Annotated in this window: 26 protein-coding genes; 9 read left to right on the top strand and 17 right to left on the bottom strand. The window is 68.0% G+C overall.

Going from position 1 to position 24774, the window contains the following annotated elements; genetic code table 11:
• Positions 1–43: 43 nt before the first annotated feature.
• Positions 44–640: a DUF4337 domain-containing protein gene (locus I5803_RS11665; protein WP_196986526.1), complete on the top strand. Its 597-nt coding sequence runs from the start codon at positions 44–46 to the stop codon at positions 638–640.
• Here the strand turns inward: I5803_RS11665 and mrdA are convergent.
• Genes mrdA through I5803_RS11645 form a run of 4 tightly spaced genes read right to left on the bottom strand, consistent with a single transcriptional unit; the run spans position 637 to position 5241 of the window.
• On the bottom strand, positions 637–2715 hold the full coding sequence (gene mrdA / locus I5803_RS11660; protein ID WP_196986525.1) for a penicillin-binding protein 2: 2079 nt from the start codon (positions 2713–2715) through the stop codon (positions 637–639). The two genes, I5803_RS11665 and mrdA, sit on opposite strands and share 4 nt — an antisense overlap.
• A gap of 1 nt (position 2716) precedes the next feature.
• The gene (gene mreD / locus I5803_RS11655; protein WP_196986524.1) at positions 2717–3235 is read right to left on the bottom strand and encodes a rod shape-determining protein MreD; all 519 of its coding nucleotides are present in this window, start codon (positions 3233–3235) and stop codon (positions 2717–2719) included.
• Entirely contained in the window at positions 3232–4149 is a 918-nt protein-coding gene (gene mreC / locus I5803_RS11650; RefSeq protein WP_196986523.1) for a rod shape-determining protein MreC, read from the bottom strand. Before mreC ends, mreD begins: the two co-directional genes overlap by 4 nt.
• 48 nt (positions 4150–4197) lie before the next feature.
• Complete coding sequence (locus tag I5803_RS11645; RefSeq protein WP_196986522.1) at positions 4198–5241, bottom strand: rod shape-determining protein; 1044 nt, start codon at positions 5239–5241, stop codon at positions 4198–4200.
• A gap of 147 nt (positions 5242–5388) precedes the next feature.
• Here I5803_RS11645 and gatC point away from each other — a divergent pair, with 147 nt between their 5' ends.
• The 3 genes from gatC (at position 5389) to gatB (ending at position 8682) form a co-directional block, all read left to right on the top strand.
• On the top strand, positions 5389–5688 hold the full coding sequence (gene gatC / locus I5803_RS11640; protein ID WP_196986521.1) for an Asp-tRNA(Asn)/Glu-tRNA(Gln) amidotransferase subunit GatC: 300 nt from the start codon (positions 5389–5391) through the stop codon (positions 5686–5688).
• On the top strand, positions 5685–7151 hold the full coding sequence (gatA, locus tag I5803_RS11635; RefSeq protein WP_196986520.1) for an Asp-tRNA(Asn)/Glu-tRNA(Gln) amidotransferase subunit GatA: 1467 nt from the start codon (positions 5685–5687) through the stop codon (positions 7149–7151). Before gatC ends, gatA begins: the two co-directional genes overlap by 4 nt.
• An 82-nt stretch (positions 7152–7233) precedes the next feature.
• Positions 7234–8682 (top strand): Asp-tRNA(Asn)/Glu-tRNA(Gln) amidotransferase subunit GatB, encoded by a 1449-nt coding sequence (gatB, locus tag I5803_RS11630; RefSeq protein WP_196986519.1) that lies wholly within the window; start codon positions 7234–7236, stop codon positions 8680–8682.
• Here gatB and I5803_RS11625 read toward each other — a convergent pair whose 3' ends face one another.
• Positions 8683–9336 carry a DUF4124 domain-containing protein gene (locus I5803_RS11625; RefSeq protein WP_354001655.1) on the bottom strand — a complete coding sequence of 218 codons (654 nt, stop codon included), beginning with the start codon at positions 9334–9336 and terminating at the stop codon, positions 8683–8685. It abuts the gene before it with no gap.
• A 10-nt stretch (positions 9337–9346) separates the two neighbouring features.
• On the bottom strand, positions 9347–10027 hold the full coding sequence (gene pyrE / locus I5803_RS11620; protein ID WP_196988537.1) for an orotate phosphoribosyltransferase: 681 nt from the start codon (positions 10025–10027) through the stop codon (positions 9347–9349).
• 10 nt (positions 10028–10037) lie between these two features.
• On the opposite strand from pyrE, the gene I5803_RS11615 reads away from it, so the two are divergent.
• Both I5803_RS11615 and I5803_RS11610 read left to right on the top strand, forming a co-directional pair.
• Positions 10038–10829 (top strand): exodeoxyribonuclease III, encoded by a 792-nt coding sequence (locus I5803_RS11615; RefSeq protein ID WP_196986518.1) that lies wholly within the window; start codon positions 10038–10040, stop codon positions 10827–10829.
• A gap of 20 nt (positions 10830–10849) precedes the next feature.
• The gene (locus I5803_RS11610; protein WP_196986517.1) at positions 10850–11116 is read left to right on the top strand and encodes a DUF3297 family protein; all 267 of its coding nucleotides are present in this window, start codon (positions 10850–10852) and stop codon (positions 11114–11116) included.
• Here the strand turns inward: I5803_RS11610 and lplT are convergent.
• The 9 genes from lplT to I5803_RS11565 form a co-directional block, all read right to left on the bottom strand.
• Positions 11107–12216, bottom strand: a complete 1110-nt coding sequence (lplT, locus tag I5803_RS11605; RefSeq protein ID WP_196986516.1) for a lysophospholipid transporter LplT — start codon at positions 12214–12216, stop codon at positions 11107–11109. The two genes, I5803_RS11610 and lplT, sit on opposite strands and share 10 nt — an antisense overlap.
• Positions 12213–13043, bottom strand: a complete 831-nt coding sequence (locus I5803_RS11600) for a GNAT family N-acetyltransferase (RefSeq protein WP_354001654.1) — start codon at positions 13041–13043, stop codon at positions 12213–12215. Before I5803_RS11600 ends, lplT begins: the two co-directional genes overlap by 4 nt.
• Positions 13044–13055: 12 nt before the next feature.
• Positions 13056–14165, bottom strand: a complete 1110-nt coding sequence (locus I5803_RS11595; protein WP_196986515.1) for an ATP-grasp domain-containing protein — start codon at positions 14163–14165, stop codon at positions 13056–13058.
• Positions 14165–15142 carry a methyltransferase gene (locus tag I5803_RS11590; RefSeq protein WP_354001653.1) on the bottom strand — a complete coding sequence of 326 codons (978 nt, stop codon included), beginning with the start codon at positions 15140–15142 and terminating at the stop codon, positions 14165–14167. Before I5803_RS11590 ends, I5803_RS11595 begins: the two co-directional genes overlap by 1 nt.
• A 124-nt stretch (positions 15143–15266) precedes the next feature.
• On the bottom strand, positions 15267–16139 hold the full coding sequence (locus tag I5803_RS11585; protein ID WP_196986514.1) for an ADP-polyphosphate phosphotransferase: 873 nt from the start codon (positions 16137–16139) through the stop codon (positions 15267–15269).
• The gene (gene ppk2 / locus I5803_RS11580; protein ID WP_196986513.1) at positions 16136–17065 is read right to left on the bottom strand and encodes a polyphosphate kinase 2; all 930 of its coding nucleotides are present in this window, start codon (positions 17063–17065) and stop codon (positions 16136–16138) included. Before ppk2 ends, I5803_RS11585 begins: the two co-directional genes overlap by 4 nt.
• A 73-nt stretch (positions 17066–17138) precedes the next feature.
• Positions 17139–18287: a phospholipase A gene (locus I5803_RS11575; RefSeq protein ID WP_196986512.1), complete on the bottom strand. Its 1149-nt coding sequence runs from the start codon at positions 18285–18287 to the stop codon at positions 17139–17141.
• The gene (locus I5803_RS11570; protein WP_196986511.1) at positions 18197–18622 is read right to left on the bottom strand and encodes a hypothetical protein; all 426 of its coding nucleotides are present in this window, start codon (positions 18620–18622) and stop codon (positions 18197–18199) included. Before I5803_RS11570 ends, I5803_RS11575 begins: the two co-directional genes overlap by 91 nt.
• Positions 18622–20727 carry an ATP-dependent helicase gene (locus tag I5803_RS11565; RefSeq protein WP_196986510.1) on the bottom strand — a complete coding sequence of 702 codons (2106 nt, stop codon included), beginning with the start codon at positions 20725–20727 and terminating at the stop codon, positions 18622–18624. Before I5803_RS11565 ends, I5803_RS11570 begins: the two co-directional genes overlap by 1 nt.
• 67 nt (positions 20728–20794) lie before the next feature.
• Between I5803_RS11565 and I5803_RS11560 the strand changes: the two genes are divergently transcribed.
• Together I5803_RS11560 and I5803_RS11555 are read left to right on the top strand one after the other, a co-directional pair.
• Positions 20795–21760, top strand: coding sequence for an AEC family transporter (locus tag I5803_RS11560; protein ID WP_196986509.1), 966 nt, complete (start codon positions 20795–20797; stop codon positions 21758–21760).
• A 7-nt stretch (positions 21761–21767) separates the two neighbouring features.
• Positions 21768–22484, top strand: coding sequence for an SOS response-associated peptidase (locus tag I5803_RS11555; protein WP_196986508.1), 717 nt, complete (start codon positions 21768–21770; stop codon positions 22482–22484).
• On the opposite strand, the gene I5803_RS11550 is transcribed toward I5803_RS11555, so the two are convergent.
• Positions 22481–22678 carry a hypothetical protein gene (locus I5803_RS11550; protein ID WP_196986507.1) on the bottom strand — a complete coding sequence of 66 codons (198 nt, stop codon included), beginning with the start codon at positions 22676–22678 and terminating at the stop codon, positions 22481–22483. The two genes, I5803_RS11555 and I5803_RS11550, sit on opposite strands and share 4 nt — an antisense overlap.
• Positions 22679–22852: 174 nt before the next feature.
• Here I5803_RS11550 and I5803_RS11545 point away from each other — a divergent pair, with 174 nt between their 5' ends.
• Positions 22853–23215, top strand: a complete 363-nt coding sequence (locus I5803_RS11545; RefSeq protein WP_196986506.1) for a hypothetical protein — start codon at positions 22853–22855, stop codon at positions 23213–23215.
• On the opposite strand, the gene dbpA is transcribed toward I5803_RS11545, so the two are convergent.
• Positions 23216–24610: an ATP-dependent RNA helicase DbpA gene (dbpA, locus tag I5803_RS11540; protein WP_196986505.1), complete on the bottom strand. Its 1395-nt coding sequence runs from the start codon at positions 24608–24610 to the stop codon at positions 23216–23218.
• Positions 24611–24774: the final 164 nt, after the last annotated feature.

The raw sequence follows: 24774 nt of genomic DNA, 5'->3' as shown, positions 1-24774 counted from the left end.
GCAAGTAGGGCTCCCTTCAGGTTGCGGCTTGCACAATGCGGGCATGGACATCAATCCCCTCGACAGCGTGGAGCCTGCAACCCAGGCCCCCGAGCGGGTCTCCCGGCTGAACGCCAGCGTCGCGATTTCGGTCGCGCTCCTGAGCACGCTCATGGGTATCTGCAAGGTGAAGGACGACAACATCGTGCAGGCCATGCAGCAGGCGCAGGCGGACAAGATCGATCACTGGTCGTTCTACCAGGCGCGCAACCTGCGCGAGGAAGTGGCGAAGGCCGCCCTCGTGCAGCTGCGCCTGCAGGCCGCCGAGAAGGCCGGCGCGGCACGCGCGCCCTACGACGCCGCGATCGCGCAGTACGAGAAGCTCGCGGCCGACCAGTCGCAAAAGAAGGAGGAGTTGCGCAAGCAGGCGCTGGCAGACCAGGAAACCTACGACGCGCTGAACTACCGCGACGACCAGTTCGACCTGACGGACGCCGCCATCGCCATCGCGATCGCGATGCTCGCGGTGGCGTCGCTCACGCAGCAGTGGTGGTTGTTCGGCCTGGCCATGCTGCCGGCCGCCTTCGGGACGCTCATGGGGATCGCGGGCCTCGCCGGGCTGCGCATCCACCCCGGCTTTCTCGCGCAGTTGCTCAGTTAGCGGCTCGCTGCGGAAGCCGCGGACGTGGCGCGAGCAGGCGGGCTCGCCGCCTTGACGGCAGGAGCGGACGCGGGCCCCGACGCCATCGCAACGGGCGACAGCGCCACCGAGGCCGATGCGGTACTCGACGGTGGCCATGCCACCTCGGCCACGGGACGCGGCTTGCCGATCGGCGTGGTGGCCTTGCCCACCGACACCGCGGCCATGTCTTCTTCGCTCGGGTACACGTTCGCGAGCCAGTAGTCGAATGCGCGGCGGGCAATCGGCGCGGAGTTCTGCGCGCCGAAGCCCGCGTTTTCCACGACCATCGCCAGCACGATCTTCGGATCGTCCGCCGGCGCGTACGCCATGTACAGCGCATGGTCGCGATGTCGCTCGTCGAGCTGGGACGCGTTGTATTTCGCGCCCTGCGCGATGGTGATCACCTGCGCGGTCCCTGTCTTGCCGCCGCTCGTGTACGCGGCGCCCTTGAATGCGCTGGCCGACGTGCCCTCGATGTTCACGCCGACCAGCGCGTTGCGGATCACGGCGATGTTCTCGGGTTTGGCGGCGAGTTGCCCGAGGGTCTCGTGCGCGGTGGTGGTGGGCGCGTGGGTGACGATGTCCACGACGTCCTTCACCAGGTGCGGCTTCATCTTCACGCCGTTGTTCGCCACGGTGGCGAGCGCCTGCGCGATCTGCAGCATCGTGAAGTTGTTGTAGCCCTGCCCGATGCCCAGGGAAATCGTTTCGCCCGCGTACCACTTCTGCTGCTCCGGCTTCCGGTAGGCGTTGCGCTTCCAGGTGGTGGAGGGCAGGAGGCCGCGGGCTTCGCCCTGGATATCGATGCCCGTGGGGTCGCCGAAACCCAGGTGCCGCATCTGCTCGTGGATCAGGTCCACGCCCATGTCGTTCGCGAGCATGTAGTAGTAGGTGTCGCACGACTGCACGATGGAGCGGTACATGTCGACCGAGCCGTGGCCGCCTTCCTTGTCGTCGCGGAAACGGTGGCCGCCGAAGTTGAAGAAGCCCGGGTCGGAGATGGCCTGCTGCGGCGTGCGCTTGCCGGTCTCCAGAGCCGCCAGCGCCATGAAGGGCTTGTAGGTGGAGCCTGGCGGGTAGGTGCCGCGCAGTGCGCGATTGAGCAGCGGCTTGTCGATCGACTCGTTGAGCGCCTGCCAGTTCTCGCTGTCGATGCCTTCGACGAACAGGTTGGGGTCGAAGGTCGGCTTGCTCACGAAGGCCAGCACCTCGCCGCTCTTCGGGTCCAGCGCGACGAGCGCGCCGCGGCGGTTGCCGTACAGGTCCTCGATCAGCTTCTGCAGCTTGATATCGATGGACATGCGCACGGTGTTGCCCGGCGTCGCGGCGTTGCTCGCGAGCTTGCGCACCGCGCGGCCGCCGGCGGAGGTCTCTACCTGCTCGACGCCCGTGACGCCGTGCAGCTGCTTCTCGTAGCTTTGCTCGACACCCAGCTTGCCGATGTAGTCGGTGCCGCGGTAGTTGGCCTGGTCCTCGTCGCTCCACTCCTCGATCACGGCTTTTTCGGCTTGGTTCACGCGGCCGATGTAGCCGATGACGTGGCTCGCGAGCTCGCCATAGGGGTAATTGCGAAAGAGGCGCGCCTTGATGTCCACGCCGGGGAAGCGCCAGCTCTGCGCCGCGAAGCGCGCGACTTCCTCGTCGGTCAGGCGCGTGCGCACCGGCAGCGACTCGAAGCTCTTGGATTCCTCGAGCAGCTTCTTGAAGCGCCGCCGGTCGCGCGGCTCGATGGTCACCACCTGCGCGAGATCGTCGATGGTCTGCTCCAGGCTGGCGGACAGGCGCGACGGCGTGACCTCCAGCGTGTAGGCCGAATAGTTGGTGGCGAGCACGATGCCGTTGCGGTCGGTGATGAGGCCGCGGTTCGGCACGAGCGGGACGATCGAGGTCCGGTTGTTCTCGGCCTGCTCGTTGAGGTCGGTGTGACGCACCACCTGAAGGTACACGAGGCGCGTCGCGAGCAGGATGAAGCAGATCAGCACGACGATGCTCGCGACGAACACGCGCATGCGAAACCGGGAGAGGTCGTGCTCGATGTCGCGAAGGACGGTCATGCTAGAGCGGTCGGTTGGCGTCGGGATCGGGGGCGCGGCGCTGCGGGGCGAGCAGGAGGATGCTGACGACGGGCCACAGCAGCGCCTCGGCGAAGGGCGCGACGATCACGCTGAAGCCGGGAAACACCCCGCCCGCCAGCATGCGCACCGCGAGTTCGATCGCGTGCGCCACCGCGAAGATCGGCAGCACCTGCACCGCCTGCGAAGGCACGGAGAACCACAGCAGGCGCCGGTGGATCATGATCGCGAGGAAGCTGAGGGCGGTGTAGGCCAGCGCGTGCTGCCCGAGCAGCGCCGTCTGGTGCACGTCCATGCACAAGCCGAGGAAGAAGGCGGCGCCGATGCCCACGCGCAGGGGCTGGTGCACGCTCCAGAACACGAGCACCAGCGCCACCATGTCGGGCATCCACGGGGTGCGGCCGAGCGGCAGCATGTTGACCAGCAGCGCGAGCAGCAGGCTGCCCCAGATGAAGAACGGGTTGGCGGGCAGCAGCAGTTGCTGGCCGGGGCGCATGATCATTTGCGGCCCCCTTTCTTCAGCGGCACCGGGTCCTCGGGCGCAGGCCGCGGCGGAATCTGCTCGGTCATCGGCTTGAGCACCATCACGTGCCGCGCCCCTTCGACGAGCGCCTGGGGCGTACAGGCGATGCGGGCGAAGCCGGAGTCGGCCCGGCGCTCCACCTTGTCGACCTTGGCCACCGGCAGCCCCGGCGGGTAGACGCCGTCCACGCCGCTGGTGGTGAGCAGGTCACCCGCTTTCACATCGGCATTGCCGGCCATGAAGCGCAGCTCCAGCGAGCCGCCGTGGGTGGACGCGTCGCCGTAGGCGACACTGCGCGCGCCGGTGCGCACGTTCAACACCGGGATCGCATGCTCGCGGTCCGTGACAAGCGTGACCTCGCTGATCAGCGGCAGCACGCGCGTCACCTGCCCGAGCACGCCCGACTCATCGATCACCGGCGAGCCGGCCTGGATGCCCTGCGTCAGGCCCTTGTCGATGATCACCTTTCGCGTGTAGGGGTCGGCGGCGTCGTAGAGCACTTCGGCGGCGATGGCGGGTGTGGTCACGCGTTCGCGCAACTGCAGCAACTTGCGCAGGCGCTCGTTCTCGAGGGCGAGCTGCTCGACCTGGTTCGCGCGTTGCGACTGCAGCGCGAGCTTGGCGCGCGCGCCTGCTTCGGACGTTTGCGCGCTGCTGAGCGATTCGAAGTACTGGCCGCCGTAGCGTGCCAGGAACACCGGCCGCATCGCGAGCCACTGGACGGGGTACAGCACGGTTCCCACGACGGAGCGCAGCGGCTGGCCGATGCGGAACTTGGTATCCGCGACCATGAGGAACAGCGCGAGCGCGCTGCACACCATGAGCTTCGACAGCGCCGACGGGCCTTGCTTGAAGAAAGGCGGCGGGTTTCTGTCGAGGGTACCTAAGGGCATGGCTGATTCTGCTCCCTCTCCCAGCCGGGGAGAGGGCTGGGCAACCCGTTACTCGCTCGTGAAGATCGAGCCGAGGCGCTCCATGCTTTCCAGCGCGATGCCGCAGCCGCGCACGACGCAGGTGAGCGGGTCTTCGGCCACGAGCACGGGCAGGCCGGTCTCTTCCGCGAGCAGGCGGTCGAGGTCGCGCAGGAGCGCGCCGCCGCCGGTGAGCATCATCCCGCGCTCGGCGATGTCCGCGCCGAGTTCGGGCGGCGTCTGCTCCAGCGCGTTCTTGACGGCCGACACGATGTTGTTCAGCGGGTCCGTCAAGGCTTCCAGAATTTCGTTGGAGGAAATGGTGAACGAGCGCGGCACGCCTTCGGAGAGGTTGCGGCCCTTGACTTCCATTTCCTTGACTTCGCTGCCGGGGAAGGCGGAGCCGATGTTCTTCTTGATCGATTCGGCCGTGGGCTCGCCGATCAGCATGCCGTAGTTGCGGCGGATGTAGCTGATGATGGCCTCGTCGAACTTGTCGCCGCCCACGCGCACGCTGCCCTTGTAGACCATGCCGCCTAGGGAGATCACGCCGACTTCGGTCGTGCCCCCGCCGATGTCGACGACCATGGAGCCGGAGGCTTCGGAAACGGGCAGGCCGGCGCCGATCGCGGCGGCCATCGGCTCCTCGATCAGGTACACCTCGCTCGCGCCGGCGCCGAGCGCCGATTCGCGGATCGCGCGGCGCTCCACCTGGGTGGAGCCGCAGGGCACGCAGATGATGATGCGGGGGGAGGGCCTCAGGACGGACCGGGGATGGACCATCTTGATGAATTGCTTGAGCATCTGCTCGGTGATGGTGAAGTCGGCGATCACGCCGTCCTTCATCGGGCGGATCGCCTCGATGTTGCCCGGGACCTTGCCGAGCATGGCCTTGGCTTCGTGGCCGACGGCCTGGATCGTCTTCTTGCCCTGGGGGCCGCCTTCGTGGCGAATCGCGACGACCGATGGTTCATCGAGGACGATGCCCTTGTCGCGCACAAAGATCAGGGTGTTCGCGGTGCCCAGGTCAATGGCGAGGTCGGTTGAAAAATACCGACGGAAAGCTCCGAACATGGGGGAATTCCTCGTTTCTTCTGCAAAAAGGGCCCCTCTGGGGGCCGCTGCGCTAAAGGCGGGATAATACCCGATCCCCTGTGAATAACTGGCCCCAACGGGGCCGAAATTTCCGTTTACATCTGCTTTCGCGAGCCGTTTTTCCCCATGGCCCTCACATCCCAAGACATCGCCCGGATCGCCAATCTCGCCCGCCTGGAGCTCAACCCTGCCGAGAGCGAGCGCATGCTCACTCAAATCAACGGTTTCTTCGACATCGTCGAGAAGATGCGGGCTGTGGATACCTCCGGCGTCGAGCCCCTGGCCCACCCCGTGGCTGCCATCCAGGACGTTGCCCTGCGCCTGCGCGAGGACGTCGCCAGCGAGCCCAACCAGCGCGACGCCAACCAGCGCAGCGCGCCGGCGGTGGAGCGGGGCCTGTTCCTGGTGCCGAAGGTGATCGAATGAGCGCGCTGCACGACTTCACCGTCACCGAACTGGCCGAAAAGCTCGCGAGAAAGGAAGTCTCCGCCGTCGAGGCCGCCCAGCATTTCCTCGCGCGCGGCCGGCAGCACGAATCGCTCGGCGCCTACCTAGACACCGACGAAGCCGTCACGCTGGCGCAGGCCCGCGAAGCCGATGCCCGCATCGCGCGCGGCGACGCCGCTCCGCTGCTGGGCGTGCCGCTCGCGCACAAGGACATCTTCGTCACCAAGGATTTCGCGACGACCGCGGGCTCGAAGATGTTGGAAGGTTATCGCTCGCCCTTCGATGCCACCGTCGTCGCGCGGCTCGCGCAGGCCGGCGTCGTCACGCTCGGCAAGCTGAACTGCGACGAATTCGCGATGGGTTCGTCCAACGAAAACTCCGCGTACAAGCCGGTTCGCAATCCGTGGGATGTCACGCGCATCCCCGGCGGCTCGTCGGGCGGCAGCGCCGCTGCCGTCGCGGCGCGCCTCGCACCCGCGTCGACCGGCACCGACACCGGCGGCTCGATCCGCCAGCCGGCCTCCTTTTGCGGCATCACCGGCATCAAGCCGACCTATGGCCGCGCGTCCCGCTACGGGATGATCGCCTTCGCGTCCAGCCTGGACCAGGCCGGCGTGATGGCCCGCAGCGCGCAGGACTGCGCGCTGCTGATGTCCACCGTGTGCGCGCCCGACCCCGACCGCGATTCGACTTCGCTCGACGTGCCTGCCGAAGACTTCACGAAGTCGCTCGATGCGTCTATCGCGGGCCTTCGCATCGGGATCCCGAAGGAATTCTTCGGCGAAGGTTTGTCCGCCGATGTGCGCGGCGCGATCGACGCGGCGTTGAAGCAATACGAAAAGCTTGGCGCAAAACTCGTCGAGGTGTCGCTGCCCCGCACCGAGCTCGCGATCCCCGTTTACTACATCATCGCGCCCGCCGAAGCATCGTCGAACCTTTCGCGTTTCGACGGCGTGAAGTTCGGCCATCGCGCGAAGCAGTACGCCGACCTGCTCGACATGTACAAGAAGACGCGCGCGGAAGGCTTCGGCGACGAGGTCAAGCGCCGCATCATGATCGGCACCTACGTGCTCTCGCACGGGTACTACGACGCCTACTACCTGCAGGCGCAGAAGATCCGCCGCATGATCGCCGACGACTTCCAGCAGGCGTTCAAACAGTGCGACGTGATCGCTGGGCCCGTCGCCCCGACCGTCGCGTGGAAGCTCGGCGAGCACGGCAACGACCCGCTGGCCGACTACCTCGCCGACATCTTCACGCTGCCCGGCTCGCTCGCGGGCCTGCCCGGGATGAGCATCCCCTGCGGTTTCGGCGACGCGAACATGCCGGTCGGCATCCAACTGCTCGGCAACTACTTCGCCGAGGGCAAATTGCTGAACGCCGCGCATCGCTTCCAGCAAGCCACCGATTTCCACCTCCGCAAGCCCGAAGGATTCCTTTGAGCCCCCACGCTCGTCACTTCGTGTACTCGCTGCCCCCCGAGGGGGCTGGCCTCCCTTGGGGCGGCCCGGCGGGAGTCCGTCTATGACCACAAAACTGATCCAGGGCTACGAAGTCGTCATCGGCTTCGAGACGCATGCCCAGCTCTCCACCCGATCCAAGATCTTCAGCCGCTCGCCCACGGCCTTCGGCGCGGAGCCGAACACGCAGGCCAGCCCGGTCGACCTCGCGTTACCCGGCACGCTGCCGGTGATGAACAAGGGCGCGGTGGAACGCGCGATCGAATTCGGCCTCGCGGTCAACGCGAAGATTGCCGAGCGCAGCGTCTTCGCGCGCAAGAACTACTTCTATCCGGACCTGCCCAAGGGCTACCAGATCAGCCAGTTCGAGATTCCGGTGGTGCAGGGTGGCAGCGTTGAGTTCTATCTCGGCGAGGACAAGAAGTCCGTGCGCCTGGTGCGCGCGCACCTCGAGGAAGACGCCGGCAAGTCGCTGCACGAGGACTTCGTCGGCCAGTCGGGCATCGACCTGAACCGCGCAGGGACGCCGCTGCTGGAGATCGTGACGGAGCCCGACATGCGCTCTTCCGAAGAGGCTGTCGCTTATGCGAAGGAGCTGCACAAGATCGTCACCTGGATCGGCATCTGCGACGGCAACATGCAGGAAGGCTCCTTCCGCTGCGACGCCAACGTGTCGGTGCGAAAGCCCGGCGCCGAGCTCGGCACGCGCCGCGAGATCAAGAACCTGAACAGCTTCAAGTTCATGCAGCAGGCGATCGACTACGAGATCCGCTGGCAGATCGAGGAGATCGAGGACGGCCGCGCCATCCAGCAGGCCACCGTGTTGTTCGACCCCGACACGGGCGAGACGCGCGCGATGCGCACCAAGGAAGACGCCGCGGACTACCGCTACTTCCCCGACCCGGACCTGCCGCCGCTCGTGGTGGCGCCCGAATGGGTCGAACGCGTGAAGTCTCAGATGGCGGAATTGCCCCGCGTGATGGCGGCGCGATTCGTCAAGGATTACGGCCTGCCGGAATACGACGCGACCACGCTCACGCAGAGCAAGGCGATGGCGGCGTACTTCGAGGCCGCCGCGAAGGCGAGCGGCCAGCCGAAGCTCGCGAGCAACTGGATCATGGGCGAGCTCTCGCGCAGGATCAATGCCGGCGAAACATCCATCGAGACGGCACCGGTCCCGGCGGCGGTGCTCGCCTCCCTGATCGGCCGCATCGCGGACAACACCATCTCCAACAATGCGGCGAAGCAGGTGTTCGAAGTGCTGTGGACCGGGGAGGGCAGCGACGTGGACGCGATCATCGAGTCGAAGGGCCTGAAGCAGATGAACGACACCGGCGCGCTGGAGGCGATCATCGACGAGGTGCTCGCCGCCAACCCGGACAACGTGGCGCAGTTCAAGGCCGGCAAGGACAAGGCCTTCAACGCGCTGGTCGGCCAGGCGATGAAGGCGAGCAAGGGCAAGGCGAACCCGGCGCAGGTGAACGAGGTGCTGCGCCGCAAGCTGGCGCAGTAGTTACTTCTTCGCGGTGGCGGAAGGCGGGGAAACCCGCTGCGCCCACAGCGCCCGGAGCTTGACGAGCTCTTCGTCGAAGCGCGTGTTGATGCGTTTCTTCTCTTCTTCCTGGTTCGCGACGAAGCGCTTCTGCGCCTGCAGCTGCGTCTCGTTCTCCTCGAGCTGCCGCCTGAGGGTCAGCGGGGCCTTGTCCGGGTTGCCCTTGAAGAACTCCACGTCCAGGTCGAGCTTCCTGCGCTGCGTCACGAGGTGCTCGGTGTTGGTGTTCGCGACCTTGATGGTTTCATCGATCACCGCCAGCGCGATTGCGCGCTCCTTGTCGTGGGCGGCCTTGTCGGGATAGCGCACGAGCAGCGCCCGCTCGCGCTTCCTCTCCTCGGCCTGGCGGTTTTTTTCCTCGATGGCGAGGCGATTTTTTTCTTCTTCGACCGCGCGTTCTTCCGCGGTGAGGGTCGGCCCGATCTTGCGTTTGAGCATGCCGTCCTTGGTGAGCTCGCGCTGCTCGCGGTCCGTGCATTCGGCGATCGGCCGGTCGGCCGTGAGGCGGCGGCCCTTGGCATCGACGCACGTGTAGATGCCCTGGGCACCTGCGCCGGCGCACAGGAAACCCAACAGCAACCCCGCAAAGATGTGTCGCCCGAACGTGCTGCGCACGAAAAATCCTCTATTCGACGCCGTAGCGATCCCGGTAGGCGAGCACCTGCTCGTGATACTCGCCCAGGGCCTGGCCACTGTGTTGTTCCAAATACTGAAGCAAATCCGCAAGCCGCGCAATCGCGCAAACCTTCAATCCGAGCTGGTCGCGCACGTACTGCACGGCGCTGTGGTTCACATCCACCCCGTTCTCCGTCGCCTTTTCCTGCCGGTCCAGCGCAATCGCCATCGCATGAGGCACGCCCCCCGCCGCCCGGATGATGGCGATGGATTCGCGTGCCGCCGTGCCCGCCGACATCACGTCGTCCACGATCAGCACCTTCCCTTTGACCGGCGCGCCCACCAGAGTTCCCCCTTCGCCATGATCCTTGGCTTCCTTGCGGTTGTAGGCGTAGGGGACATTGCGTCCCAGGCGCGCCAGCTCGATGGCAACGGCCGCGGCCAGGGCGATGCCCTTGTACGCAGGCCCGAAGATCATGTCGAACTCGATGCCTGAGGCGAGGATGCGCTGTGCATAGAATTGCGCCAGCCGGCCCAGCTTCGCCCCGTCGTCGAAGAGACCGGCGTTGAAGAAGTACGGCGACATCCGCCCGGCCTTGGTCTTGAACTGGCCGAAGCGCAGCACGCCGGACTCCACCGAAAACTGAACGAAATCCAGGGCAAGCTGATCCTGCCCGCGAGTTGCCACCATGGGGAAATCCTTGTTCAAACTGACCAGCCTCAACCTGAACGGCATCCGTTCGGCCGCCAGCAAGGGCGTGGAAGCCTGGATTGCGAAAACCAAGCCGGATTGTATTTGCCTGCAGGAGGTCAAGGCGCAAAAGCCCGACGTCGAGGGCCGCTTCGAGCAGATGGCGGGACTCACCGGCCACTTCCACTTCGCGGAGAAAAAGGGCTATTCCGGCGTCGCGGTCTACACGAAGCATGCGCCCAGCGACGTCATCGTCGGCTACGGCTCCCCGGAATTCGACGCGGAGGGCCGCTATGTCGAGTTGCGTTTCGACACGCCGAAGCGCAAGTTTTCCGTGATCAGCTGTTACTTCCCCAGCGGCTCGTCCGGCGAAGAGCGCCAGCGGGCCAAATTCCGCTTCCTGGCGGAGCTCGACCCGCATCTCGTGAGGTTGAAGAAGGAGCGGGAATTCATCCTGTGCGGCGACGTGAACATCGCGCACAACGAGAGCGACCTCAAGAATTTCAAGGGCAACCGGAAGAACAGCGGCTTCCTGCCCGAGGAGCGGGCGTGGATGACGAAGATCATTTCCGAGACGGGCCTGGTGGACGTCTACCGCCGGCTCAAGCCCGAGGCGACCGAGGCCTGCTACACCTGGTGGAGCAACCGCGGGCAGGCGTACGCCAAGAACGTGGGGTGGCGGCTGGACTACCACCTCGCCACGCCCGCGATGGCCGAGCGCGCACGCGATGAGGAGATCTACAAGACCGAGCGCTTCTCCGACCACGCGCCGATCACGGTGGAGTACGAGTTCAGCCTCTAGTTGGACGCACAATGCTGCCCATGGAAGAAGCCACTCCCCCCACCGCCGCGCCGTCCCGTCCGGAACTGCCCGACCACCTGAGCGCGGACCCGCGCAGCCCGCACCACGTCGCGGCGGTCTTCGAACACGACATCGGCATCCGCTTCAACGGCAAGGAGCGGCACGACGTCGAGGAATATTGCATCAGCGAAGGCTGGATCAAGGTGCCCGCGAGCAAGACGGTGGACCGCAAGGGCCAGCCGCTCATGCTCAAGCTCAAGGGCAAGGTCGAAGCTTTCTATCGCTGAAGGCGGGTCGCGCCGTAGGCCGCGAGCGCCAGCAGCGAGGCGAGGTTTTCGCTGAAGTTCTGGACCGCGATCGACTGGCCCGGATGCATGAGGGCGAGCCCGCGCCGTTGCAGCACCGTGTTCATCGGCACCAGCAGCAGCCCCGACATCGCGCCGACGGCCAGCATCAGCGCGGCGGCCACCGGCACGGAAGCGACCGCAGCCATCGACGCCACCGCGGCGGCCAGGGCGAGTCCCAGCGGCCAGGTTTGCAGGGCACGATCCTCGCGGATCCACTTGCCGGCGGCCGCGGCGCCCGCGATCGTCCCCGCGGCGACGGCGCCCTGCATCAGGCCGGCCTGCGCGAGTGTCAGGCCCAGCTGCTCCACGGACCAGCGCAGGATCACGAACTGCAAGACAGCGGCCGCCGCCCAGAACACGCAGGTGGCGGTGAGGGAGACGCGCGCCACCGGGTCGCGCCACAGTGTCCTTGCGCTGTGCGCGAATTCCCGCACCAGCGCGGCGGGCCGCGCGAGCGCGCGGGGGCTGCTGGCTGCGGCGGCCCGCACGGGCAGGGCGCACAGCGCCGCGAGCACGTAGGCGGCGCCCAGCGTGAGCGCGGCGTTGGACGCGATGCCGTACGCTGGAAGCGCCAGTCCCCAGCCGCCTTGCAGCAGCAGGCTGCCCCAGACGGTGCCCATCAGCAATGCGAGCACCGTGGCAATCTCCATCCATGCATTCGCCGCGAGCAGCTCGCCCTCGGGCGTGAATTCCGACAGGATGCCGTAGCGCGCCGGCGCGTGCGTCGCCGCCCCGATCCCGATGAGCGCATAGGCCAGGAGCGGCGTGGCGCCGGTCAGGAGTACCGCGCATCCGCCGACCTTCAGCAGGTTGATCGCGACCAGCATCCGCTTCTTCGGCCACGCGTCGGCGATGGCGCCCGCGAACGCGGACAGCAGGACGTACGAGAGATAGAACACCATGCGCAGCGCGGGCGCGTTCCAGGCCGGCGCGTGGCGCTCGAGAAGAATGGCGAGCGCGACGAGCAGCAGGGCGTTGTCAGCCAGCGCGCCGATGAATTGGCCCGCGACCACCCAGCGCAGGCTACGCCGCGGGTTCAAGCGGCCTCGAGGAAGTGCTTCCGGTAGCGCGGCGCCATGTCCTGCAGCCGCAGCATCATCGGCAGGTCCGCCGTGTTGAACTGCGCGTCCAGCGCCGGAGGGCCGAGCACGCGCGCGCCGCAGCGCAGGTAGCCCTTGATGAGCGGCGGCGCGTCGGGCATCGCGCGTGGCGCCGCCGGCGTCGCCAGGGGTTCGTCGAGCGAGGCGCCGGGCAGGACGCAATGCGGTGTCACGCGCCATTGCGGCGCGGCGAGGTGGGTGTGCCGCAGTCCTTCCCACAGCGCCAGCGCCGGCAGCAGGCCATCGGCCAGACCGATGCTGGCGCACCCGATCATCGTGTCCAGCCCGTGGCGCAGCATGTATTCGCCCAGGGCACTCCACATGCCCATGATCACGCCGCCCAGCCGCCAGTCCGCGTGCACGCAGGAGCGCCCGAGCTCCACGGCGCGCGCGCGCAGCCCCGCCAGCGGCGCGAGGTCGAACTCGGCGTCGCTGTAGTAGCCGCCCGCCTTGCGTGCCTGCGAAGGCGACAGCACGCGATAGGTGCCGACGACCGGGCCGCGTGTCCCGCGTTCCACGGCGCGCACGAGCAGGTGCTCGCAAAAGGGATCGAAGCGGTCGATGTCGAGCCCCGGCGGCGAGCCCGGCGGCGGCGACAGCCGAGCGCCCATCTCCTGCGAGAAGACGCGATAGCGCAGGCGCTGCGCTTCGGTCACATCGTCCTGCGAGCGCGCCCATTCGACGGCGAACTGCCGGGCCCCGGCGGCGGGCGCGCGATGCTCCGCGGTGGCGGTTCCTCTCCAGATGGCGGTGTCGCAGGCAGGCACGTCGGTCTGGCCTCAGTTGGACGGCGGGTAATGTTCGATCAGCCGGTACTGCCGCTGGTTGAGGCGCGCGAGTTCCAGCACGGAGATGGGCCGCGTGCCCTCCCGCCGGCGCGCATCCCCGATCGCGAACAGCAGGGCCTGCTTGCGAAAGATCGCCCGGAATCCTTCGACGAGGCCCGTCGCGGGGTCCCAGGCCTCGATGGCTTCGGAGCCGGCGCCGTTGACTTCCATGATGCGCAGTCCGTTGCCCGCGCGCAGGGACGCGAGGCTGTCGAAACGCACGTCGAAGCGGCCGAAGTGGAAGTGCGGCATGTCGCGCGCGATCGCGTCCACGGCCGCGACGAGCTGCGGCGTGATGCACGCCGCGCCGTCGCGGTACAGCCCGCCCACCCGGGTCGAGCCGATGGTGGCCAGGCGCACGGCCTCGCCCGCGGCGGGAACGCGCGAGGCATCGACGGCGCACTCGTGGCGCGGCGAGCCCCCGATGCGGCTCGCGCGCGGGTCCGCCGCGACCAGCTCGGCCACCGTGCGCACGCCATCGCCCACGACCTGCGGAAAGGTGCGCAGTGCGAGGCCGATGATCCGGCCTTCGTCCGTGCGCGGATCGCGCGCGTAGAAGATGCCGGCCTCGCCGTCCTGCGGCAGGTATTCCTGCAGCACCACGACTTCACCCGCGGGAAACCGAGCGAGGTAGTCGAGCAGGGAGGGCATGTCGTCGACGCGCCGCACGCCATGGCCGCACAGTCCCAGGTCGGGCTTGGCGATGAGCGGAAAGGCCAGGCCCGCTTCGGCCAGCCGTGCACGCAGCGAAGCCTCGTTCGCCGTGCCGTCGTTGCGCATGCCGATGTGCCGGGCGGTGGCGGCGCGCGCCACGCCGCCCATGCCGCGGAAGTATTCGAGCTTGCCTTCGCCCACCAGCCCGCCCGCGGTGATGGACGGGTTGGCGGCCGAGGGCAGCGTCAAGCTGCGATAGCGCAGGCCGAGCCACAGCCACTGCAGCACGAGCGGCACGCAGATCAGCCACTTCGGCATGCGCTCCAGCGTGCTGCGGCGGGCCGTCGCATCGGCCCCGGGCCATGCGTCGCCCGGGTTCTCCATGCGTTCGCCGGCGGCGGCTTGCATCACCGGTCCTTCTCCCGGGTGGCAACCAGTCCGACAGCCGCGATGCGATCGGCGCGGTCATAGGGGGCGGCTTCGAGCTCCTCGCCGAAAACGTCCGGATCGATCTCTTCGTAGGACCACTCGCAGCGCGCGGCGCGCAGCAGCGGCTCCACTTCATGCAGGAAAGGGTCACCGCCGTCCACGATCGCGACGCCCGTGTACAGGAGCAGCTGGCCACCGGGCGCGAGGCGATGCAGGGCCTGCGCCGCGATGCGAACGCTCAGGGCACGTCCCAGTCCCTCCCCGCCGTCGCGGTAGGCGCGGCGTTGCGGGTCGGCCATGTAGGGCGGATTGGAGACGATGAGGTCGAAGTCGCCTTCCACGGCCTGCAGCGCATCGCCTTGCGCAAAGGCGCAGGCGATCCCCGCGGCCGCGGCGTTCGCGGCGGCCAGGCGCAGCGCGCGCGGGTTGATGTCGTTCATCGTGACGTCCGCCTCGATGCCGTGCAGTGCGAGGCGGCGCGCGACGACGATCGCGCCGGCGCCCGAGCCGCAACCGATGTCGAGCACGCGCAGCGGGGAGGCGGGCGCCGGGCCGGATCGGCGGGCGCGCGCATCGACGGCCTGTTCGATGAAGCGCGCGAAACGGTAGGTGTCCGGGCCGAAGAATACGGAATCGTCGGCGACCGTCGGGTAGGACGAATGCAGGAAACCGTCCGCACCCAGTGTGGAGATGCGCACGGTGCTGCGCAGCAGTCCACCCGACTCGCGCAGCACGTCGGCTTCGCGCATCGCGTGAAGTGTGTCGGCGCCCACCGCGTCCGGCTCGAAAGGCAGGCTCCATCCGAGGATGCCGCGCAGGTCGGTCGCGCGGCGCGCCGGGTCGCGCGCCAGCACGCGCTGGTGGGTGAGGGGCGTCGGCGTAACAAAACGGTAGCCGCCCGCCATCACGGCGCGCAGCAAGGCCTCGAGCTTCTCGAAGGAGGATGGGACATGCACCGTACGAGCATGCCATCGCGCCCGGGTCTCGCGGGGTCGCCCGGTTGTCGTGCGTTGTAGGACGATGTCGCGACCGCGCCGCGCGGCCGGCGGCCAGCTCGGCCGTGGGCGCGAAGCGGGGCGCCTACTCGCGCACCAGGCGCTCCCGCATGGCGGCCAGCGCCTCGCGCTCCTTGGCAGCGAGCGCGGGCTTGCGCAGCTTCAGGCCCTCCAGCGTCCGCACCAGGATCTGCGAGACGATCAGGCGCGCATTGGGCTTGTCGTCGGCCGGCACGGCGTACCAGGGCGACTCGCGCGTGCTGGTCGCCGAGAGGCACTTGCCGTAGGCGTCCATGTATTGCGCCCAGTAACGCCGCTCCTCCATGTCCTGGACGTTGAATTTCCAGTTCTTGCCCGGCTCGTCGATGCGCTCGAGGAAGCGCTTGCGCTGCTCCCCGGGCGACATGTGCAGGAAGACTTTCACGATCCGCGTGCCGTTGGCCTCCAGGTGCCGCTCCATGTCGCGGATCGAGCGATAGCGCTCGCGCCACACGTGCCGGTGCGAGGCGATGGCGTCGGGCAGGTTTTCGCTGCGCAGGATCTCGGGGTGCACGCGCACGATGAGGACTTCCTCGTAGTACGAGCGGTTGAACACGCCGATGCGCCCGCGCTCGGGCAGGTTGCGCGTGGTGCGCCAGAGGAAGTCGTGCTGCAGTTCCTCCGCGCTCGGGTGCTTGAAGCTCGTGACCTGGCAGCCCTGCGGGTTGATGCCGGACATCACGTGCCGGATCACGCCGTCCTTGCCCGACGCGTCCATCCCCTGCAGGATCAGCAGGACCGCGTGGCGGCTGGTCGCGTACAGCCGCTGCTGCAGCTCGCTCAGGCGCCCGACCTGGCGCGCGAGCTGGCTCTCGTAGTCGTCCTGCGACCGGTACAGCGGATCGACCCGCGTCGGCCACTTCGCGAGCTTGACGGTGTCGCCTTCTTCCACGCGGAAGGGCTTGCAGTCGATCTTCATGGGTGGGTGCCGGTGCGCGGTCCGTATTTTTCCGGCACCAGCATGGCCTCGGGCACCGGCAGGCGCGAATAGTCCTGGTGCCGCACGCGTGCGGGGAGCTTCACGGGCACATGCTCCACCTCGGCATAGGGCACCTGCGAGAGCAGGTGGTCGATGCAGTTGAGGCGCGCGGCTTTCTTGTCGTCGCCCTGCACCACCCACCAGGGCGCCTCGGGAATATGGCTGCGCGCGAGCATGGTTTCCTTGGCGCGGGTGTAGTCCTCCCAGCGCCGGCGCGACTCCAGGTCCATCGGGCTCAGCTTCCACTGCTTGAGCGGGTCCCTGATCCGGCTCACGAAGCGCAGGTGCTGCTCTTCGTCCGAGATCGAGAACCAGTACTTGACGATCTGGATGCCCGAGCGCACGAGCATCTTCTCGAATTCGGGAACCGTGCGGAAGAACTCCTCGTACTCCTCGTCGCTGCAAAACCCCATCACCCGCTCGACGCCCGCGCGGTTGTACCAGCTGCGGTCGAAGAGGACGAGCTCGCCGGCGGCCGGCAGGTGCGCGACGTAGCGCTGGAAGTACCACTGCGTGCGCTCGCGGTCGTTCGGCGCGGGCAGCGCGGCCACGCGGCACACGCGCGGGTTCAGGCGCTGCGTGATGCGCTTGATGACGCCGCCCTTGCCCGCGGCATCGCGTCCTTCGAAGAGGATCACGATCCGCCGGCCGTTCGCCACCACCCAGTCCTGCAGTTTCACCAGCTCGAACTGCAGGCGCAGCAGGTTCGCGAAATAGCTGCGGCGCTGCGCCTTCTCCTCATCCGTGAGCGCGAGCTCGACCCCGTTGACGTCGAAGGGGCGGTCCTCGAGCTCGAGTTCGAGCTCCTCGTCGTAGCTGTCGAGCGCGTCGTTCTGCAGTCGTTTGTCGAATTCGGCTTCGTTCATGGGCAAGGGGTCGTGGCGGGTCCAGCCCCCAGCCTACACCCGCCGCATGACTTGTCCACCCGCCCCACCGGGGCTACCAGTCGACCAGGCTGAAGCCGACCGTGAAAACCGTGCGGTGGCGGTTGTAGTCGAGCAGGCTGTCGCCATAGCCCGTGAAGAGCTGCGTGTGCAGGCGCAGGTTGCCGAGCGTGGACGGCGAACGGGTCGGCAGGCGCTGCAGCCATTCGACCCGGGCCGAGCCGCGGTTCGTCCCGTTGAGCGGGTGCCGCAGCGTGACGATGAAGGCGTGGTTGGGGTTCACGTTCCATGCGGCCGTGAGTTCGCCGCGGCCGATGTAGTCGCTGATGCCCGGGTTGTCGTCCGAGCCGGCGCTCTCGTGCATGCGCTTCCACAGCCGCCCCTGCACCGTGAAGCCGCCCGCGTGTTCCATGCCGGCCATGAGGTAGGCGCGGTTCCAGCTGCGCGAATAGGGCAGGCTCTGGCCGTTGGACTGGTGCACGAGGCCGAGGCCGCCATAGCGCAGCGTCCAGCCCTGGCCGAGCGCCTGCGCGAGCGGATACACGTACATGAGTTCGGGCTCGTGGTCGGTGCTGCGGAAGGGGCGGGAGATGCTGGGGGTGAACAGCTGCCAGTACGACTGCTGCGTGTAGCCGAACCACAGCGAATCGCGCGGCGCTTCCTCGCCCGCGTCGTGCGCGAGCAGGCCCTCGAACAGCTTGGTGCGCAGGGACAGCTGGATGCGCGTTTCCACGGTGCGGTAGGGCTGCGAAGTCGTCGCGTTGTTGAGCGGATTGGCCGACGTGGGCTGGTCGTTCACGGTGCTGCCCACCACCAGCGACGCGCTGTTCGGGCGGTAGCCGCGCAGCGCGTACGTGCCGCAGCTCGTGTTCTCCTGCAGTTCCCAGAAGCGGGCCAGGCCCGGTGGTCCGCTCGTATTGCAATCCTTCGCGGGCGTGTCCTTTTCCCGAGAGTCCCCCGCGACCGGCGGCGAGGGCGGCGCCAGCGCGCGCGCCTTCTCCGCGAGGCCGTCGAAGCACGCGAGCCGCTGCTCGCGGTCCCGGAGCGCGGTGCAGGCGCGCCAGCCTGGCAGCTCGTCCTGCGCGCGCACCGCGCCGGGCGCCGCCGCCAGCGTCAGCGCGAGTCCGGCAGCTTGCGCAGCACGAACGCCCGCGCCGGCGAATCGCCCGCGCCCTGCCATGTTCCCTTGATCGTCTTGCCGCATGAGCCCTCCTCCATGGTTCCCCACCAGGTAGCGCTGATGTTGACACCATTTGCGGACTCTTCGAGCGTCACGTCGCCGTCATCGACATCGCCGGAGACTTCGGCGCGCTCGCCGTTGCGGTTGATCGCGCCCCGGACGCTCTCCGCGAGCTCGGGGTGCTGTCCGAGCAGGAGCGTCGCGCCCTGGGCCAGCCCCTCGAATTCGGCGCGCCACAGGCCGATCAGGTGGACATGCGCCAGCTCATCCGCGCCCGGGCATGCCGCAGGCGAGGCGGGCTGCGCCCGCGCGGCCCCGTGCAGGGCGAGGGCGCACGCCAGGAGGGCGAGGCGCAGCATCACGATCCACCCGTCGCCGCGGCGGCCAGCGCCGCTGCGGCCGCCGCCGAGTCCACCGCCTTCTTCGCGAATTCGGCGCGCAGCGCCTTGAGCTTCTCGCGCGGGTCCTCCACGGTCGTGAGCTTTTCCAGCGCCATCTCCGCGATGAAGCGGCTCGGCTGCGCGGCAATCATCTCGCGGCCCTTCTTGCGGCGCTTGGTCCAGCTCACGGCCAGCGAGCGCTGCGCCCGCGTGATGCCCACGTACATCAGGCGGCGCTCTTCCTGCAGACGCTGCAGGATGCCCTCGGACATCGGGCCGTCGGCGCGCCCCGTCGGGTTGTCGTCATCGCCCAGCTTGAACGGCAGCAATCCTTCGGTCACGCCCACCAGCATCACGTGCGGCCACTCGAGGCCCTTTGCGGCGTGCAGCGTCGAGAGCGTCACCACGTTCTGGTCCTGCTCGCGTTCGCTGATGGTGGAGAGCAGGGCGATGGTCTGCGCGACTTCGAGCAGGCTCTTCTTCTCGCTCGCGATGCTCGCACCCGCCGCATCCTCGATCTCGCCGCCGGCGCGCTGCGACATCCAGTCGCAAAATTCGAGTACGTTCGTCCAGCGCGAGGCCGCGAGCTTCTCGCTGTCTTCGCCGTCGTACAGGTGCTTCTCGTAGTCGATGTCCTTGAGCCACTCCAGCATGAAAGCGCGCGAAGCTTCCGCGCCATGGGTGTGCCGCGCGCGGAACTCGAGGTCGTTCACGTAGCGGCCGAACTCGTGCAAGCTGCCCACGGCCTTGGCCGGCAGCGCCGCGCCCAGCGAGGAGGAGAAGAGCGCCTCGAACAGGCTCAGCTTGTATTTGCTCGCGAAGGTGCCGAGGTTCTGCAGCGTGGTGTGGCCGATCCCGCGCTTGGGTGTCGTCACCGCGCGCAGGAAGGCCGGGTCGTCGTCGTTGTTGATCCAGAGGCGAAACCACGCGCACAGGTCCTTGATTTCCGCGCGGTCGAAGAAGCTCTGCCCGCCCGACACCTTGTACGGGATCTGCGCCTTGCGCAGGGCCTGCTCGAAAACCCGCGCCTGGTGGTTCGCGCGGTAGAGCACGGCGAAGTCCTTCCAGTCCTTACCCATGCCGTTGGCGCGGATCGACTGGATGCGCGCGACGACGCGTTCGCTCTCGTGCTCTTCGTTGTCCGCGTCGACGATGCGCACCGGCTCGCCCTCGCCGAGTTCCGAGAACAATGTTTTCGGAAAGAGCTTCGGGTTCGGCCCGATCACGTTGTTGGCCGCGCGCAGGATGGCGCTGGTGGAGCGGTAGTTCTGCTCCAGCTTGATGACCTTCAGCTGCGGGAAGTCGACGGGCAAGCGCTTCAAGTTGTCCAGCGTCGCGCCGCGCCAGCCGTAGATCGACTGGTCGTCGTCGCCCACCGCGGTGAAGCGCCCGCGCTCGCCCACGAGCAGCTTGAGCACCTCGTACTGCGTGGCGTTGGTGTCCTGGTATTCGTCGACGAGCACGTGGCCCATCTGCTGCTGCCACTTCTCGCGCACCTCGGGGTGCTGCTGCAGGAGCTTGAGCGGCAGGCCGATCAGGTCGTCGAAGTCCACGCTCTGGTAGGCGGCGAGGCGCTCCTCGTAGCGCGCCATGACGCGCGCCGTGACCTTCTCGCTGTCGTCCTTGGCCTGCGCCTCCGCCTGCGCGGCGTTCAGGCCCATGTTCTTCCACAGGCTGATCGCCCACTGCCACTGGCGGGCCGTCGCGGAATCGGTGGAGCCGCCGGCATCCTTCAGGATGCTGGTGACGTCGTCGCTGTCGAGGATGGAGAACTGCGGCTTCAACCCGAGCGCCGCGCCGTCCTGCCGCAGCATGCGCACGCCCAGCGCGTGGAAGGTGCACACGAGCACCTGTTTCGCGTCGCGGCCGATCAGCGTCTTCGCCCGCTCGCGCATTTCGGCGGCGGCCTTGTTCGTGAAGGTGATGGCGGCGATGCGGTTGGCGTCCATGCCCGCCTGGATCAGGCGGCCGATCTTGCGCGTGATGACGCGCGTCTTGCCCGAGCCCGCGCCCGCGAGCACCAGGCACGGACCCTGCAGGTAATTGACAGCTTCCTGCTGCGCGTAATTGAGGCCGGCGGACATCGGGAGGGATTGCGAAGGGGAAAAGCGCAGCAGGGAAGCCGCGAATCATACCGGCGACAATATCCGCGTGCTGGACATCCTGCTCGTCACCTTTCCCTTCTTCGCACTGGTGTTGTGCGGCTACGTCGCCGCGCGGCGGCGCATGCTGCCGCTGGACGCGATCCCGGGGCTCAACACCTTCGTGCTGTATTTCGCGCTGCCGTGCATGCTGTACCGCTTCGGTGCGAGCACGCCCGTCTCGCAGCTCCTGGACGTCGCCGCGGGTTCGGTCTACCTGCTGTGCGCGCTCGCGATGGTCGCCTTCATCGTCTGGGCGAGCCGCAATTCGCGCATCGGCTGGAACGACGCGTCCTTCGGCGCGCTCGTCGGCGCCTTTCCCAACACGGGCTTCATGGGCGTGCCGCTGCTCGTCGCGCTGCTCGGCGCGGCCGCGGCGGGCCCCGCGATCCTCACCATCCTCGTGGACCTCGTCATCACGAGTTCGCTGTGCATCGCGCTGTCGCGCCTGGACGGCGCAGACGAACACGGCGCCGAGAAAGCCGCGAAGAACGCGCTCAAGGGCGTGGCGGTGAACCCGATGCCGTGGGCCATCGTGCTGGGCGGCATCTCCTCCGCGCTGCACCTGCAATTCGTCGCGCCTGTCGCGCAGACGATCGGCCTGCTGGCCGACTGCGCATCGCCGGTCGCGCTCTTCACCATCGGCGCGGTGATGGCGCGCTCGCAGTTCGTCGCCACGCGCGAAGACCACCCGCCGATGCCGATGCGCGACTTCGTGCCCGTGTCGCTCTTCAAGCTGCTGGCGCATCCGCTGCTGGTGTGGGCGGCCGGGCGCGGCGCGATCGCGCTGGGCCTGCCGCTCGACGAATTCGCGCTGAAGGTGATGGTGCTGGTCGCCGCGCTGCCGTCCGCCAGCAACGTGGCCCTGCTCGCGGAGCGTTTCGGCGCGGACACGGGACGCATCGCGCGGATCATCCTGCTCACCACCGCGGCCGCGTTCCTCACGTTCTCCGGCGCGGTCGCGCTCCTGAAGTAGGCGTGCCATGTGCAACCGCTACCGCCCCGCCTCCGTCACCTACATCCGTGACGTCTTCGGCTTCACCGAGATCAAGGTCCGCGAGCCGGACCTGCCGCCGGTCGCACCGTCGATCGGCCCCTACCAGCAGGGCCCCTTCGTCCATTCGCAGGGCATCGAAGTCGGGCAGTGGGGACTCATCCCCTGGTTCAGCAGGACACGCCGCCCGACGGGCAAGGCAGGCCGTCCGATCAGCACCAACAATTGCCGTATCGAGACGGTCGCTACCGCGCCCAGTTTCAAAGGCCCGTGGGCGCGCGGCCAGCGCTGCCTGATTCCCGCCACCGACTACGACGAGCCGTACTGGGGCACCGGCAAGAACATCTGGTGGCGTTTCGCGCGGCGCGACGGCACCGCGTGGGCGCTCGCCGGCATCTGGACCGAGTGGACGGATCCGGAGAGCGGGGAGATCGTGGTGAGCTACACCATGCTCACGCAGAACTGCGACCAGCATCCCCTGCTGTCGCTGATGCACAAGCCGGACCCGGCACTGCCGCCGGACCAGCAGGACAAGCGCGCCGTGATCCCGATCGAGCGCGCGAACTGGGATCAGTGGTTGAACGGTTCGATCGAGGAGGCGATGGCGCTGGTGAAGCTGCCCGACGCGGACCTGTTCTCGCACGGCGCGGCGGAGCCGCAAAAGCAGGTGGATTTGCCGTTGCGCGACGACGGCGACGCGCCTTAGCGCACGGACAAAGGCGCCGGCTGGGTCGGCAGGTAAGCCCGGTGCGTGCGCGCTTCGCGCAGCTGGTGGTCGCGCAGGACGTCCGAGGCGGGCACCGTGTCGGCCCATTCCGCGCCGGTCGCCGTCGAGGCGCGTGCATCGACAGCCATGGCTTTCAGGCTCGACACGACTTCCGAAATATTCTTGGTGAGCATCGGTTGCCTCCAGGCGAAGTGGGAATACGGCGATTCTTCCCCACGCGCGCCGTCCCGCCTTAAGGCAATTTCCTAAGCCGTGCGGTCCACGGCACCTCATCCCAGCGGAAACTTCCTGCACGCCGCCTGCTCCGGCGAGGGATCGGCGATGATGCGAATGCTTCACCGATGATCATGCAATTCACACTCCACGTCCGAATCGAACGCCTTGACGGCTATGTGCTGGGCCACCTCAGCGGACTGGTCTCGGTCGAGGCCTGGGACAAGGCCCTGCGGGAGCTCGGCGCAGGCGTCGCCGGGATGCCCGGCGACCGCCTCGTGGTCGACCTCACGGGGCTCGTCGGGTGGCTGGGCATCCCCGAGCGCACCGAAGTGGGCAAGCTCTGGGCGATCCATCTGTCGCGCATGGAGAAGGTGGCGCTTTTCATCCAGCCGGAGAAGATCGCGGGCGTGGTCGAGGCGCAGGCCCGGCGCGAAGGCCTGAACCTGCGCGTGGTGTCCAGCTACGAGGAAGCGGTGGACTGGGTGACGTCCTGATCAATCCGCGAGCAGCCGCGCCTTGATGCTGCGGCCCTTGATGCGGCCCTGGTTCAGGCGCGCGACCGCCTCGGCGCCAATGCGGCGCTCCACGGCGACGTAGGTCGCGAATTCGTTGATGTCGATCTTGCCGATCTGCTCGCGGGTGTAACCGAGGTCCGCGGTGAGCGCGCCCAGCACGTCGCCCGCGCGGATCTTTTCCTTGCGTCCGGCCTGCAGGTGGATCGTTACCATGGCCGGCAGCAGCCGTCCGCCGGACGCCGGCGTCAGCTCCGCGAGCGGATGCCACACCGACGCGCTGCCCTGCAACTGGTCGATGCGCCCGACCGCACCCATCTCGTCGAGGCTCGCCAGGCACAGCGCGAGGCCGGTCTCACCGGCGCGGCCGGTGCGGCCGATGCGGTGCACGTGCACTTCGGGGTCGGGTGTCACTTCGACATTGATCACCGCGGCGAGGCCCGCGACGTCCAGCCCGCGCGATGCGACGTCCGTCGCGACGAGCACGGTGCAGCTCCCGTTGGCGAAACGCACCAGCACCTGGTCGCGGTCGCGCTGCTCCAAATCGCCGTGCAGCGCGAGCGCGCTGTAGCCCTGCGCCTGCAGCAGCTCGACGAGTTCGCGGCAGCGCGCGCGGGTGTTGCAGAAGGCCAGGGCGCTCGCCGGACGGAAGTGGTCCAGCAGCCTGCCCACGGCGGGAAGGCGTTCGGATTCCGTCACTTCGTACCAGCGCTGCTCGATCTGGCCGCTCGCATGCTGCGCTTGCACCTTCACCGTGACAGGGTCGCGCATGAACTGCGCGGCGAGCTTCGCGATGCCTTCCGGATACGTCGCCGAGAAAAGCAGCGTCTGGCGCTGCGGCGGGCATTGCTTCGCGACCGTGGCGATGTCGTCGACGAAACCCATGTCCAGCATCCGGTCCGCTTCGTCGAGCACGAGCGTGTTCAGCGCGTCCAGCTTCAGGTTGCCGCGGTCCAGGTGATCCATGACGCGTCCCGGTGTGCCCACCACGATGTGCGCGCCGTGCTCCAGGCTGCTCGCCTGGCCGCGCAGTGGCACGCCCCCGGAAAGCGTGACGAGCTTGACGTTGTCTTCCGCCCGCGCGAGCCGGCGGATCTCGTTGCTCACCTGGTCGGCGAGCTCGCGCGTCGGGCACAGCACCAGGGCCTGTACGGCGAAGCGGCGGGCGTTCAGGTTGGCGAGCAAGGCAAGCGCGAAGGCCGCGGTCTTGCCGCTGCCTGTCTTGGCCTGCGCGATCAGGTCCTTGCCCAGCAGGGCGTGGGGCAGGCTGGCGGCCTGGATCGCCGTCATCTCCAGGTAGCCGAGGCGCTGGAGGTTTTCCAGCGTGGCGGGCGCGAGGGGGAGCGTGCTGAACGGGGAGGGGGATGCTTGGGACATCCCCGATCATTTCACAGCTCGCCGGCCAGGCGCGGTGCGTGCCGTTCCCCCGCCTTTTCCTGCAGTTCGTCGCGCCCGCCCGCAGTTCGTCGCATCCCGCTGGAAGCGCAGGGACCTGCCGCCTAAAGTCCAACCCATCGAGCCACCCCGGCCCGCCAGAGGAT

It is taken from the genome of Caenimonas aquaedulcis (genome assembly GCF_015831345.1).
Classification (GTDB): Bacteria; Pseudomonadota; Gammaproteobacteria; order Burkholderiales; family Burkholderiaceae_C; genus Ramlibacter; species Ramlibacter aquaedulcis.
The sequence above is the reverse complement of the archived record's forward strand: the minus strand, read 5'-3'. Positions and strand labels throughout refer to the sequence as shown.